This is a genomic window from Bartonella sp. ML70XJBT (assembly GCF_028618425.1).
In the GTDB taxonomy this organism is placed as follows: domain Bacteria; phylum Pseudomonadota; class Alphaproteobacteria; order Rhizobiales; family Rhizobiaceae; genus Bartonella.
Window position 1 is genome coordinate 14,374 of record NZ_JAQISX010000013.1, and the last position, 14,271, is coordinate 28,644.

Sequence of the window (14,271 nt, forward strand, 5' to 3'; positions counted from 1 at the left end):
CAAAAAAGAAACAAGTCGTTTTTTTATTCAAACTTTTAATAATCCAATGAGAAAAAGTTGCTAAAAGGTGTATGTTATTTAAGATAAATTGGGACACTGTATATGGCTAATCAATGCTTTAATCAGGCAAAAGCGGTGCTTGAATTTCGGTTGGATCCGTGCCATTTGCCACAAACGACGACATATTTTTCATCCAAAACAGGTAATAAGGTCATTTGTTCATTAAATGAGCGCGGTGTTTTTTTTAAAACAGATAAACCTTCAAGCTTATCGCAGTTAGTACCCCCTTATCATTTCAAAGGAATTGCGGCACGTACTGTAAAAACACGTTCAGGAGAAAGAGCTGTTGCATTAGAGTTACTTCATGCAGATGAAGAATCTTGTATTCCACTTTTGGTTTCCAGAGATTTAAATAATGTTCTTCTGGATTGGCGATTATGGGCGGATACTTATGGACTTCCCATGCTTATGATTAATGAAGATAATCGTATTGTAGTTGTAAAAGATCGCTCTGATTTACATCGATTTTTTTGTACAACGCCGCATTCTAAACAAAAGCGTTTTTTACTTCGTTATAGCAATCCGTTAGGCTTGCGTTTGGTGATTGCGAATAAAATTGCGCTTTAGTAACATTCATATACATTCATTTTTATGCGACCAATAAGCATTGATCTTGTTGGTCCGTAAAATGCGATTCTTTAGCGCGGGTAATATAAGGCATGCGAGCTGCACACATAAGGTGTTTTTAGCGGATGAGGTAAATATTCTTAAGTTTGTTTATATATCCTTACACCAGTAAAGCATATGAGTGGGAAGACAAGGGGAATCAAATCAATAAAAAATTTGACTGTTTAGAGATCAATTCTGGCAGGAGTCTTCGTTTTTTAAGGCAAAGATGAATTCAAGGATTGGAAATAAAAGTTTTTTGACAGCACATGTTAGTAGCAGGAATCGATTATATTCAATGCTTTTTGTTGATGATGTGATTTTTGGTTTTGCTACATCGTTAAAGCATGCACAGATTGCTGAGAATGTTTTTTTACTTTCTTTTATATAAATTAAGTTATTCATTATATAAAAATAATGCATTATTCTTATATAATAAATGAGAGCGACTCATATAATATGCTCATTTCATTTTTCTCTTCTAGTTAAAATTATTTTCTTGCATGTTACCAGGAGGGGATGCCCATGTGGATGAAGACCATTAAAAAAGAGCAAAAACTCTCTGATAAATTTTCTAGACAACAAGAGTTATTGTAACACTGGGTGTTGGACACAATGATGGTATCGGTTTTTGTCTTAATTCAATAAAGATGGCGAAATTGATTTATACTCTCCACGGTTAATATCGTGAAATGGGAAAAGAGCATGAGAGGTATTGTTTTGTGCGCAAATAACATGAAGTGCGTTCTTTTTAGGTATTTCATTTTTTTAAGGAAAATATACGCGTTTTTTTCCAAAGTTATGGCGAACACAAAAAAAATAAGAAAATTTGTGTATCATGCTGTTAAGTGAAAAAAGAATCAAATCGTAAAAAAGAATACCAAAAGATTTAGTTTTTTCGTGCAATAGCGCGCCATCCGATATCACGACGAACAAAGCCTTCTGGCCAATCAATAGAATCAACAGCTTCATAAGCACGTTTTTGTGCGTTCGCAATTGTTTTTCCTGTTGCTGTTATGTTGAGAACACGTCCACCATTTGCAATAAGTTCTCCATTGCACAATGTGGTACCAGCATGAAAAACTTTCACATCGGGAAGCGTGTTTACTTTATCAACGTTACGGATAATAGTCCCTTTTTGGGGAGAGCCTGGATAACCATTCGCAGCCATAACAACGGTGAGAGCAGCTTTTTCAGACCACTGAAGAGGTTTATTTTCAAGATTTCCTCGAGCAGCAGCAAGAAAAATCGGCAGAATATCTTCTTTGAGGCGCATCATTAAAACTTGACATTCGGGATCACCAAATCGTACGTTAAATTCAATGAGTTCGGGGCCTTTTTGCGTTATCATCAGTCCAACGAAGAGAATGCCTTTAAAGGGTGTGCCCATTTCGTTCATACTTTTTAAAGTGGGTTCAACAATTTCTTTGAGGGTACGCTTCACCATTTCTTCGGTCATGATGGGCGCTGGTGAATAAGCCCCCATACCACCGGTGTTTGCTCCAGTATCTCCATCACCCACACGTTTATGATCTTGAGCAAATCCAAAGGGAAGAGCAATTTTGCCATCACAAAGACAAAAGAAGCTTGCTTCTTCGCCTTCAAGAAAAGATTCTACAACAATTTTGTTTCCTGCATCGCAGGAGGCACTTTTGAAGCAGGCATCAACAGCGTTCAATGCCTCTTCTATCGTTGTGGCAACCACGACACCTTTTCCAGCTGCTAAGCCATCTGTTTTAATGACAATGGGAACACCTTGTTGATGAATGTAAGCTTTGGCTTTAGCCGCATCATTAAAGCATTGGTAACTTCCTGTAGGAATATTATTCTTACGACATAAATCTTTTGTAAAAGCTTTTGAACCTTCCAGACGAGCAGCTTTTTGAGTCGGACCAAATACACAGATGTTGGCGCTATTAAGAGAGTCTGTTATACCTGCAACCAATGGTGCTTCTGGTCCTACAATCACAAGATCAATAGAATGTGCTTTACAAAAATCAATAACAAGGGGGTGGTTATCAATGTCTAAATTAATATTTTCACCAAATTCTGTTGTTGCAGGGTTTCCAGGAGCACAATATAACTTTTTGAGTAGTGGTGATGCTGCTATTTTCCATGCTAAAGCATGTTCTCGCCCACCTGAGCCAATAAGAAGAATATTCATTGCTTGCTCCTCTCATAAAAGATGATTAATCTCATCTCCTTCTCATAAGAATGAAATGTCTCTATCGCAAGACTAAAGGTAAATCATTTGATGAAAAAAAATAAAAATATTCCTCATGTTCAGTCCTATGATAGCCAAGGACGGGTTATGGATGCCTCTTCCAAACAATGGGTCTATAATTTTCTTCCCTGTTCTTTATGGTTTTATGCGCAATTGGCGCGTTGGGATCGGCCTATCGGATGGCAATTGTTAATGTGGCCTTGTTTTTGGTCAACAACAATGGCTTTTCTCTCTTATGACATGCATTATGAGCCTCTTTTACCAATTCTTCTTCATTGGGGTTGGTATCTTTTTCTTTTTTTTCTAGGATCCATCGCTATGCGAGGGGCAGGATGTACTTGGAATGATCTTATAGACCATAAAATTGATTCTCAGGTAGAGAGAACACGTTCTCGCCCATTACCGACAGGTCATGTGAGTCGGTTTCAAGCAAAAGCTTTTATACTTGTGCAATGTTTGGTTGGTTTAGGCGTTTTATCACAATTTAATAGGTTTAGTTTTTTTCTAGGCATTTCGTCTTTAATAGCTGTTGCATTTTATCCTTTTATGAAACGCGTAACCTATTGGCCACAGTTTTTTTTAGGTATTGCATTTAATTGGGGAGCATTAATGGGGTGGGCCGTTATATTTGGAAGTTTAAGTTGGCCACCAATTTTACTTTATGTTGGATCAATCTTGTGGACCATAGGATACGATACCATCTACGCACATCAAGATAAAGAGGACGACGCTACTGTTGGTATCGGTTCTACGGCACTACTCTTTGGCAAAGGAACCAAGCGTGCTTTAGTCTTTTTGTATGGTGGTTTTGTCGTATTCGTTAGTTTAGCATTTTATTTAGCTAAAGTTCCTCTATTGAGTTTTTTGGGAATTTTTTTAGCGAGCATCCATATGTTTATTCAAATTAAAGTCATTGATATAGATGACAGTGCACAATGTCTTAAGCTTTTCAAATCCAATTCGCTTATTGGTTTTGTGATTTTTGCTGGTTTAGTCTGTGGCGGTCTATGGATGATATTTTATCCTGCAGTTTAAAAACACATTAGATAAAATCATATGTTCTGTGATAATGGGGAGAGGTATGAAAATTCAAAAATACTTTTACTGATTTTAAAGTTTATGATTCTTTTGAATTTTCAAAGTTTGTTTATATTTTATTCCAGATTTTTCTGGTTTGAAATAACGAGTTCGTCAAATTTTATTGAAATAAAAATAGACTTGTAAGAGGAATGAGCAACTTTTTTAATTGAAAGTGCACTTTCTATTTATTCATCAGAATCAAAATATATATGATGATTTTATTATTCTAGGTTTTCTTTGAATATTATTTTTTCTTTTACCAAAAGTTCAAAAGTAAAGTCATCGTTTTTCTGAAGACAGTATTTTCTCTTCAAGAAGTTTATCGCTAACCATTCTTCGAGTGAGAGAGAACATTATCAACCAACGTTTATTGTAAAAATAAAATTCTTCTTTAAATGAAACAAATTATCTCTTTATTAGAATTTTGCACATAGAAAATAATCGTTTAACCGTGAGGAAAAACCTTATAACGATAAAACTTGAACGATTAAGGGTAGAGTTTTTGTCTTTTCCAATTGTTGTGTTCAACACAATCGCGGGTAAAAAGTAAGCGATCATGTAAACGAAATGGGCGATCACACCAGAACTCTATAGAAAGGGGCTTAACACGAAATCCAGACCAGTAAGGTGGTCGTGGAATTTTGCCTAGAGGATAACGCGCAGTATATTGGGCAATGGCTTTTTCGAGTACAAAACGATTTTCTAAAGGTTGAGATTGTTTTGATGCCCATGCACCAATTCGACTCCCACGGGGGCGTGATTGGAAATAAGCATCGGCTTCCTGCTGACTGACTTTTTCAACAATTCCTCTTATTCTGACCTGACGACGAAGCGATTTCCAATGAAACCCTAAGGATGCTTTCATTGATTTTAAAATTTCTTTTCCTTTTTGGCTTTCATAATTGGTATAGAAAACGAATCCTTGAGGATTATAGTCTTTAAGGAGAACCATTCGAACATTAGGGAGCCCTGTTTCGTCAACTGTTGCGAGTGCCATAGCATTCGGATCATTTATTTCGCTTATCGTTGCCTCTTCAAGCCACTTTGCAAAAAGCTCAAAAGGTTTTTGCATTTTCATAAAATGATCGTCTGTTGGTATTTTATCGCTCATAGTGTCTCCAAATGTCAGTGAGCATGGGCATTTTCTCATTTGTTTTTTCATCAAGAAGAACAGTAGCATTTTTTCTTATTTTCAAAAAGACAATGCTTTCATATATTTTTAAGGAGTATTTTTATGATGGTCTCATTCTTTTTATCTTTAGCATAGACAACAATGAGCTATATTAAATAAATATCTCATTTTATCTGGTATTTTAGTTTTTTGATAGACATATAAAGAAAAGAAGGAACTATTTTCTAGAATAGACTGATGAAGTTATGAGGAATATTAAGAAATATATCCGTTGATATTTTGAAAACGAAAAAAATAGAAAGAGGGCAATATGCGTGATCCCTACACAATTTTGGGTGTGGCACGTACCGCAAAACCGCAAGAGATTAAATCGGCATTTAGAAGATTAGCAAAGAAATATCACCCAGACCACAATAAAGATGATGCAAAGGCTAAAGAGAAATTTGCTGAAATTAATCAAGCTTATGAAATTATAGGTGATAAAGATAAAAAAGCACAATTTGACCGCGGTGAAATTGATATGGAAGGCAAACCGCTTTATCAAGCCTATGGTGCTGGTGAAAATTTTAACAATAAACAAAATCCCTTTTCAAGAAGAGCAAAAGGATTTGACTTTTCTTCTTCAGGGGGAGCAGGTTTTGATGCGAGTGATATTTTTCGCGATCTGTTTGGAGGAAGCGGTAGCTTTTCGAATTCCACACACTATAATCATAATCGCTCTCAACAAGGGGCTCATATTCGCGCTAATCTTACCATAACATTAGAGCAGATGGTTGGTGCAGAAAAAGTGGAAGCTGTCTTTCCTCATGGAAAAAAGTTAAAAATTAAACTTCCAGATTATATTGAAGATGGGCAAACTATTCGCTTAAAAGGTCAGGGAGAAGAGGTTCCTCATGGGCAAGCAGGAGATGCGTTGATAACCATTCAGATTCAAAAACATCCCCGTTTTCGGGTTGAAGGAAGGGCGCTCCATCTTGATTTACCAGTTTCTCTTAAACATGCTGTTTTGGGAGCAAAAGAAGAAGTTGAAACATTGGAAGGACGTGTGGTCTTAACGGTACCTGCTTGGTCAAGTTCTGATCGCGTTTTGCGGTTGAAAGGAAAAGGGCTTCGTTTAAAAAGTGGTACAAGAGATGATCTTTATGTACATGTTCGTGTTATGTTGCCGGAAGGTGGAAATGCTGCGTTAGAACAGTTTTTGCAAACGCAAAGGGATTAATTTTTAAAATTTTTATATATAAAAGCGTAGTTTTTGTTTGATTTTAAACCAATTACTTGAAGAAAAAGTTGACCTGTGTCATAGGCAGATGAATAATATTAATTTTAAGTAACAATGGGGCAGTACTGATGGCTAAGGGTAATGGTTTATTGTATGGTAAGCGTGGTTTAATTTTAGGGTTGGCCAATAATCGCTCCATCGCTTGGGGAATCGCTAAAGCAGCAAGTGCTGCAGGAGCAGAGCTTGCTTTTACCTATCAAGGTGAAGCAATGAAAAAGCGGGTTGAGCCTTTGGCTGAAGAATTAAAGGGGGTTGTTTGTGGACATTGTGATGTTTCTGACAGGAATTCTATTGATGAGGTCTTTAAAGCTATAGAGAAGAAATGGGGCAGACTTGATTTTTTAGTTCATGCTATTGGTTTTTCTGATAAAGATGAATTAAGTGGTCGTTATATTGATATCAGCGAATCAAATTTTATGATGACCATGAATATTTCTGTTTATTCTCTAACAGCTCTAACAAAGCGTGCAGAAAAGTTAATGGTAGATGGTGGGTCTATCTTAACACTAACCTATTATGGTGCGGAAAAAGTTGTTCCCAATTATAATGTCATGGGGGTTGCCAAAGCAGCTCTTGAGGCCAGCGTGAAATATTTAGCAGTAGATTTAGGTCCCCAAAATATTCGTGTTAATGCGATATCTGCTGGACCAATTAAAACGTTAGCGGCTTCAGGTATTGGTGATTTCCGTTATATTTTAAAATGGAATGAGTATAATGCTCCCTTACGTCGTACAGTATCAATTGAAGAGGTAGGTGATTCTGCCCTTTATTTTCTTTCGGATTTGTCTCGTTCTGTTACCGGTGAAGTTCATCATGTCGATTCAGGTTATAATATCATCGGTATGAAAGCCGTTGATGCACCAGATATTTCCGTTGTTAAAGAATAAGTTTGGTTTATAGGATTTGTATTGGACAAAGGTGTTAAAGTAGCCAAGAATATTTGGGAATAAAGAGCTGTTTTGTGTAGAGCTCAAGAGGTGTTGTCATTACGTATATTTGACAGAGAAACGGATCTTTTTTCATGTCGCATAATACATTTGGTCATTTATTTCGTGTAACAACATGGGGTGAAAGTCATGGTGCTGCTCTTGGTTGTGTCATCGATGGTTGTCCACCCGGAATTATTTTTACGCGTGAAGAAATTCAAGCTTATCTTGATAAGCGTAGACCTGGGCAATCCTTATATACAACACAGCGCCGAGAACAAGATCAAATAGAAATCCTTTCAGGAGTGATTGCTCAGGAAGACGGAATAACATTAGTTACAACAGGCACACCAATTTCTCTGTTGATTCGAAATACAGATCAACGCTCTCAAGATTATGGAGAAATTGCTCATCAATATCGTCCTGGTCACGCCGATTATACTTATGATCTTAAATATGGCATTCGTGATTTTCGAGGGGGAGGGCGTTCTTCAGCACGCGAGACAGCAGCGCGTGTTGCAGCTGGTGCATTTGCTCGTAAAATTGTCCCTCGTTTGGTTGTGCGAGGAGCCGTGGTCGCAATTGGTCCCCATAATATTAATCGTGATCGTTGGGATTGGTCAGAGGTTGAGAATAATCCTTTTTTTACAGCTGATGCAGAGATGGTTCAAATTTTTAGTGATTATATCCGTAAAATCCGTAAAGATGGTACATCTGTTGGTGCTGTTATTGAGATTGTTGCAGAAAATGTTCCAGCAGGTTTAGGAGCTCCTATTTACGCAAAACTTGATCAAGATATTGCATCATACCTTATGTCAATTAATGCGGTCAAAGGGGTTGAAATTGGTGATGGTTTTGCGGCAGCCCGCTTGAGAGGAGAAGAAAATGCCGATGAAATGCGGATGGGAAATGATGGAAAACCACTTTTTTTATCCAATCATGCTGGTGGTATTTTAGGGGGGATATCGAGTGGACAGCCGATTGTTGCACGTTTTGCTGTAAAGCCTACTTCATCAATTTTAAAGTCTCGTCACTCCATTGATGTTGATGGTCATGATGTAGATGTTATAACGAAGGGACGTCATGATCCATGTGTTGGGATTCGTGCCGTTCCTGTTGGTGAAGCGATGGTTGCTTGTGCACTTGCTGACCATTATTTAAGACATCGCGGTCAAATTGGGTGATTGAGAAGGTGAATAATGGCGTATAATGAAGAAAAAATTGTTTCTGCGCTTAAAGCTTTTGAACGCGGTGAAATTGTTGTGGTGACAGATGATAATGATCGTGAAAATGAAGGTGATTTAACGGTTGCTGCAGCCCATTGTACAGAAGAAAAGATGACATTTATTCTTCGTCATACAACGGGTATTGTTTGTGCTCCCATGCCAAAAGAAGAAGCGCAACGGTTTAATCTTGCGCCTATGGTACAAGATAATAACTCTGCACATGGGACGCAATTTACTGTTACTATTGATTTTAAATACGGCATAACAACAGGGATTTCAGCACATGACCGTACATTAGCGGTGCGTAATCTTGCAAATTCGAATGCAAGTGCGGATGATTTTGTTCGTCCAGGGCACATTTTTCCTTTGATTGCGCATGAAGGGGGAGTTCTCATGCGTTCAGGTCACACGGAAGCTGCTGTTGATTTATGTAAATTGACTGGTTTACCGCCGGTTGGTGTTATTGGTGAGTTAGTCAATGATGATGGAAGCGTTAAACATGGCGATCAGATTACAAAATTTGCACAAGAACATCGGTTGCACATCATAACGGTTGCAGATTTAATTGCTTACCGACAGCGTAAAGAAATATTGATCAAGCATGTTGGAGAAATGCCGATTGAAACACCTGTAGGTCCCGCTATTATTCAAAGTTATCAACTCCCTTGGGAAGCTGTTCAGCATATTGCGATTATTTTTGGTGATATCCGTGAGGGTGAGGGTATTCCTGTGTATTTATATCATGAAAACATTATAAATGACGTTTTTTGTCAATCCTCAGATATCATGGTGGTGATGCAGCGTATGATGGAAAAAGAAAAACGTGGCGTATTTATTTATTTACGTGAAGGATCTGTTATACAATCAATGATTGATATCCAAAACATAGCAAGAGACAGTTTAGAAAAGCATGTGCAGGCCATTGAACGCGAAGAAGAATGGCGCAAAATTGGTTTAGGATCACAAATTTTGAAATATTTAGGAATAGGCTCTGTTATTGTTTATGCTTCTAAAGAGAATCATTATGTAGGTTTAGAAAGTTTTGGAATTCGTATATCTAGAACAGATTTTTTTTGAGGTTCATATGAAAAAAGAGATACAAGAGGGGGATATTACAGCCTTAAGCTTTGAGCAAGCGCTTAAGCAACTTGAAGTTATCGTTGAAAACTTAGAACGTGGTGATGTGCCTTTGGAACAATCCATTGATATTTATGAACGTGGTGAAGCGCTTAAAAAACATTGTGAGAAACTCTTGAAAGTCGCTGAAGCCAAAGTTGAAAAAATTCAGCTTTCACAGGAAGGTTCCCCAGAAGGAGTAGAGCCGCTTGATGCGCAATAATATTAAATATTTTTGGATATTTATTATGGGGCTTAAAAGATGCAATAATCTTTGTTTATAGAGAGCAAATTTTATTGATTTCTTTTTTATAAAATAAGTTAAAAATAGGAAAGATCATCAATCATCTCAAAGAGAGAAGAGTATTTTTTAGTAAAAAAGATGTAAAACGCTCAATAAAAGAGTAGAAAAGATATATTTTTATTGTTGCTTATCTCTTGAGTTAAAATAATAGAAAGGATTTTTTTTGTCTCAGGTTTTAACACCATTGCTTGACCGTGTTTGTTTTCCGAAAGATTTGCGGGCATTACCTGAGTCTGATCTGGTACAATTGGCTGATGAGTTGCGGAGGGAAACAATTGATGCGGTTTCTGTAACAGGTGGTCATCTTGGAGCGGGACTTGGTGTTGTTGAGCTTACGGTTGCGTTACATTATATTTTTAATACACCAGAGGATAGGATTATTTGGGATGTTAGTCATCAAACCTATCCGCACAAAATTTTAACAGGGCGTAGAGAAAAAATTCGCACATTACGTCAAGAGGGGGGACTATCAGGTTTCACAAAACGTTCAGAAAGTGTGTATGATCCATTTGGAGCAGGGCATTCATCGACTTCTATTTCGGCGGGGCTTGGCATGGCGGTGGCAAGTGCTTTGAAAGAAGAGATAAAACGCAATATCATTGCTGTTATTGGGGATGGTGCAATGTCTGCGGGTATGGCTTATGAAGCAATGAATAACGCTGGTGCTTTGGATGCACGCTTGATTGTTGTTTTAAATGATAATGATATGTCTATAGCACCGCCTACAGGTGCTATGAGTGCGCATCTTGCACGATTAGTCTCTCGTCCCTCTTATCGTCATCTGCGTGAACGCGTAAAGATGTTGAGTGAAAAATTGCCAAAGTTTTTTTTGGATAAAGCGCGTCGTTCAGAGGAATTTGCGCGTGGTCTTTTGGTTGGAGGAACGTTATTTGATGAGCTTGGCTTTTATTATGTAGGCCCCATAGATGGGCACAATTTTGGGCATTTATTACCTGTTTTAAAAAATGTCCGTGAATATCCTAATGGTCCTGTTTTGGTGCATGTTGTAACCCATAAAGGAAAGGGGTATCTACCTGCAGAAGCCTCGTCTGATAAATATCATGGTGTTAACCGTTTTGATGTCACGACAGGAAGACAGGTTAAAGCATCAAGTAATATTTTACCCTATACCAAGGTATTTTCTAAAGCTTTAATAGAAGAAGCCTGCCATGATGATAAGATTGTTGGCATAACGGCAGCGATGCCAACAGGGACAGGACTTGATGCTTTTGCCGAAAAATTTCCTAAAAAGATGTTTGATGTTGGGATTGCTGAGCAACATGCTGTAACTTTTGCGGCCGGACTTGCTTGTGAAGGGTATAAGCCTTTTGTTGCAATTTATTCTACTTTTTTACAGCGTGCTTATGATCAAATTATTCATGATGTATCAATTCAAAAGTTACCGGTACGTTTTGCCATTGATAGAGCAGGTTTTGTGGGTGCTGATGGTGCAACGCATGCTGGCAGTTTTGATATTGTTTTTTTAGCGACACTTCCTGAGTTTGTTGTTATGGCGCCTTCAGATGAACTTGAACTGATGCATATGGTGCGTACAGCTGCAGCTTATGATCAGGGGCCCATTTCTTTTCGTTATCCACGTGGTGAAGGTATTGGTGTAGATTTACCGCAACGTGGTGCGCTATTAGAGATTGGAAAAGGACGTATTCTGTGTGAAGGAAATAGGATCGCCTTGGTGTGTTTTGGAACACGGATGTCAGAAGTGTTGAGAGCTGCTGATATGTTGGGAGCTAAAGGGTTATCGACAACGGTTGCAGATGCACGGTTTGCAAAACCTTTGGATAAGGATTTGATACGTCGTTTAGCCCGTGAGCATGAAGTATTGGTGACCATTGAAGAAGGTGCAATCGGTGGATTTGGAGCGCATTTATTACAATTTTTAGCACAAGAAGAGCTTTTAGAGCATGGTTTAAAAATTCGTACACTAAAACTTCCTGATGAATATTTGAATCATGGTTCACGAGAAAAAGTTCTCTCAACGATTGGGCTTGATGCTATAGGTATTGTCAATACGGTATTGACAGCTTTGGGGCGCGAGATTTTAACAAGATAAAAACTCGAGTATGAGATGGCTTTCAAAAAAAGGCTCGATATTCTTTTAGTTGAAAAAAACCTTTTTACGACACGTTCCCGCGCACGTGATGCTATCATGCGTCAAACTGTTAAAGTTAATGGTGAAGTCATTTTTAAAGCAGGGCAAACCTTTTTTGATAATGCAGAGATTGTCGTTTATGATCCAGCACAGAATTATGTTTCACGGGCAGCATTAAAATTGATTGCAGCACTTGATGCATTTCCGATCGTAACAGATAAAGTGACGGCCATTGATGTTGGTGCATCAACAGGTGGTTTTACACAAGTTCTCTTAGAACGTGGAGTAGCACATGTCATTGCTGTTGAGGTTGGGCATCATCAATTTGATAAACGTTTATTGGGCAATAGCGCTATAACCTTATTAGAAGGCCTGAATGTTAGAGATCTTCAACAGCAACATTTAGGCGGGCGGGAAATTGATCTTATTGTTTCAGATGTTAGCTTTATTTCTCTCAGACTTGCATTGCCTCCCGTTTTGTCTTTAGCCAAAAAGGGAACACAAGCTGTTTTATTGGTAAAGCCTCAGTTTGAGGTTGGTCGTAAACACCTTGGTAAGGGAGGAATATTAGATCCATCAAGAGCTAAAGAAACCGCTGAAGAGCTTTTTGTCTGGTTAAATACTCAAGCAGGGTGGCGTGCAAAAGATTTACTTCCTTCCCCCATTACAGGTGGTGATGGCAATGTAGAATATTTACTATTCGGAGAAAAACAACAGTGAGTGACAATGTCATAATCGACCATATAGGAGCAAATGGTTATGGTGCTGCTAAGACGCCGTACGGCTTAGTTGATGTTCCTTTTACTTTGCCAGGAGAGTGTGCAGAAATTATTGTTCATGGAAAATATGCAACATATATAGCATTAAAACAAAAATCACCAGAACGCATTGATGCTCTTTGTCAGCATTTTGGAGAATGTGGAGGCTGTACCCTTCAGCATTGGCGTGCGGATGCTTATCGCGTATGGAAACGACAATTGGTTGTTGACGCGCTTAAAAGCTATGGAATTAATAGCATTGTTGCACCTTTAATAGAATGTAAACCCTATAGCCGACGACGGATAACCCTAACGGCATCCATGACCCCACAAGGTCAAAAAGTCGGTTTTAACCGTTATCTTTCTCATGAGATTGTAGCTCTTGAGAAATGTCCAGTAAGTCGTCCAGAGCTTATTGCTCAGTTGTATAATATCAGAGAGCTCTGTGCTTTTCTAAGCCGTTCTGTCAAACGGTTTCATGTTACGATAACATGCGTTGAAAATGGCGTAGATGTTGCTTTAAGCGGTTGCGTTGTAAACCATGAATCACTTCGTCAGAAAATGATCAATGCAGCTCTTGCCTGTGGGATTATACGCTTATCTGTTGACGGTGAAATTTTGATTGAACGAGAAAAACCAGTTATTTACTTTGGAGATGTCCGTGTTGAATTTCCTTCTGGTGGTTTTCTTCAAGCAACCTGCGAAGCCGAAAATATAATGGGTAATATTATTTTGACTCATTTAAAAAAAGCAAAGAATGCTCTTGATTTGTTTTCGGGGGTAGGAACATTTACCTTGCGTATGGCAAAAAAGATGAATGTTCATGCAGTAGAAAATAATGAGAGTGCATTAGAAAATTTAGCTTCAGCAGCCCGTTTTTCAACTGGTTTAAAAACAGTCACTTGTGAAAAACGCGATCTTTTTCGCTATCCACTTTCTGTAAAGGAACTTGAGTGTTTCGAGAGTGTCGTTTTTGACCCTCCTCGTGCAGGAGCAGAAGAACAAGTCCGTGAACTGGCGAAGGCAACAATACCTCTTATCGTGGCAATTTCGTGTAATGCTGCTACATTTGCGCGTGATTTATCTCTTCTTATTTCAGGGGGATATACAATAGAAAAAATCACACCCATTGATCAATTTTTATGGTCATCCCATGTTGAAATTGTTGCTATTTTGAGCAAAAAGAAAAAGAAGAAAGGCTGGAAGCTTTAGCCTAAATTTTTTTTTAACGCTATGAAGATTCCAAAAAAAAGCTTATTTTCATATTATTATAAAAATCTCCTCAAAATTTATCTACAATAATATTTTTTTTCATTGAGTTAAGAGCACTGAATAGGAATCTTGCTTATTTGAGACTTTTTTTATTATGAAACTATAAAAGATAGTGTTACTCCACATAAAAGATGAACATATTACAAAAAAGGTATATTTGAGGGGATATCCAAACAAG

Annotated in this window: 12 protein-coding genes; 10 read left to right on the forward strand and 2 right to left on the reverse strand. The window is 37.9% G+C overall.

The genetic code is table 11. The features are described from left to right. The first annotated feature begins 102 nt into the window (after positions 1 to 102). Positions 103 to 627 carry a DUF6101 family protein gene (locus PVV65_RS06075; protein WP_273754776.1) on the forward strand — a complete coding sequence of 175 codons (525 nt, stop codon included), beginning with the start codon at positions 103 to 105 and terminating at the stop codon, positions 625 to 627. A 928-nt stretch (positions 628 to 1,555) separates the two neighbouring features. On the opposite strand, the gene purD is transcribed toward PVV65_RS06075, so the two are convergent. Further along, a complete protein-coding gene (gene purD / locus PVV65_RS06080; RefSeq protein ID WP_273789576.1) occupies positions 1,556 to 2,830 on the reverse strand; it encodes a phosphoribosylamine--glycine ligase in 1,275 nt (424 codons plus the stop codon). A 90-nt stretch (positions 2,831 to 2,920) separates the two neighbouring features. Here purD and ubiA point away from each other — a divergent pair, with 90 nt between their 5' ends. After that, on the forward strand, positions 2,921 to 3,925 hold the full coding sequence (ubiA, locus tag PVV65_RS06085) for a 4-hydroxybenzoate octaprenyltransferase (protein ID WP_273754772.1): 1,005 nt from the start codon (positions 2,921 to 2,923) through the stop codon (positions 3,923 to 3,925). A 532-nt stretch (positions 3,926 to 4,457) separates the two neighbouring features. On the opposite strand, the gene pdxH is transcribed toward ubiA, so the two are convergent. Beyond that, positions 4,458 to 5,081, reverse strand: coding sequence for a pyridoxamine 5'-phosphate oxidase (gene pdxH, locus PVV65_RS06090; RefSeq protein ID WP_120121839.1), 624 nt, complete (start codon positions 5,079 to 5,081; stop codon positions 4,458 to 4,460). A 331-nt stretch (positions 5,082 to 5,412) separates the two neighbouring features. On the opposite strand from pdxH, the gene PVV65_RS06095 reads away from it, so the two are divergent. From PVV65_RS06095 to PVV65_RS06130, 8 genes are all read left to right on the forward strand, one after another. After that, the gene (locus PVV65_RS06095; protein ID WP_273789577.1) at positions 5,413 to 6,321 is read left to right on the forward strand and encodes a J domain-containing protein; all 909 of its coding nucleotides are present in this window, start codon (positions 5,413 to 5,415) and stop codon (positions 6,319 to 6,321) included. 128 nt (positions 6,322 to 6,449) lie between these two features. Next, on the forward strand, positions 6,450 to 7,268 hold the full coding sequence (fabI, locus tag PVV65_RS06100; protein ID WP_273754768.1) for an enoyl-ACP reductase FabI: 819 nt from the start codon (positions 6,450 to 6,452) through the stop codon (positions 7,266 to 7,268). A 134-nt stretch (positions 7,269 to 7,402) separates the two neighbouring features. Then, the gene (gene aroC, locus PVV65_RS06105; protein WP_273754767.1) at positions 7,403 to 8,491 is read left to right on the forward strand and encodes a chorismate synthase; all 1,089 of its coding nucleotides are present in this window, start codon (positions 7,403 to 7,405) and stop codon (positions 8,489 to 8,491) included. 15 nt (positions 8,492 to 8,506) lie between these two features. After that, complete coding sequence (gene ribB / locus PVV65_RS06110; RefSeq protein ID WP_273789578.1) at positions 8,507 to 9,610, forward strand: 3,4-dihydroxy-2-butanone-4-phosphate synthase; 1,104 nt, start codon at positions 8,507 to 8,509, stop codon at positions 9,608 to 9,610. A 7-nt stretch (positions 9,611 to 9,617) separates the two neighbouring features. Beyond that, a complete protein-coding gene (locus PVV65_RS06115) occupies positions 9,618 to 9,872 on the forward strand; it encodes an exodeoxyribonuclease VII small subunit (protein ID WP_120121844.1) in 255 nt (84 codons plus the stop codon). Positions 9,873 to 10,116: 244 nt separating this feature from the next. Next, positions 10,117 to 12,024: a 1-deoxy-D-xylulose-5-phosphate synthase gene (dxs, locus tag PVV65_RS06120; RefSeq protein WP_273789579.1), complete on the forward strand. Its 1,908-nt coding sequence runs from the start codon at positions 10,117 to 10,119 to the stop codon at positions 12,022 to 12,024. 15 nt (positions 12,025 to 12,039) lie between these two features. Further along, a complete protein-coding gene (locus PVV65_RS06125) occupies positions 12,040 to 12,783 on the forward strand; it encodes a TlyA family RNA methyltransferase (RefSeq protein WP_273789580.1) in 744 nt (247 codons plus the stop codon). Then, entirely contained in the window at positions 12,780 to 14,033 is a 1,254-nt protein-coding gene (locus PVV65_RS06130; RefSeq protein ID WP_273789581.1) for a class I SAM-dependent RNA methyltransferase, read from the forward strand. Before PVV65_RS06125 ends, PVV65_RS06130 begins: the two co-directional genes overlap by 4 nt. Positions 14,034 to 14,271 lie beyond the last annotated feature (238 nt).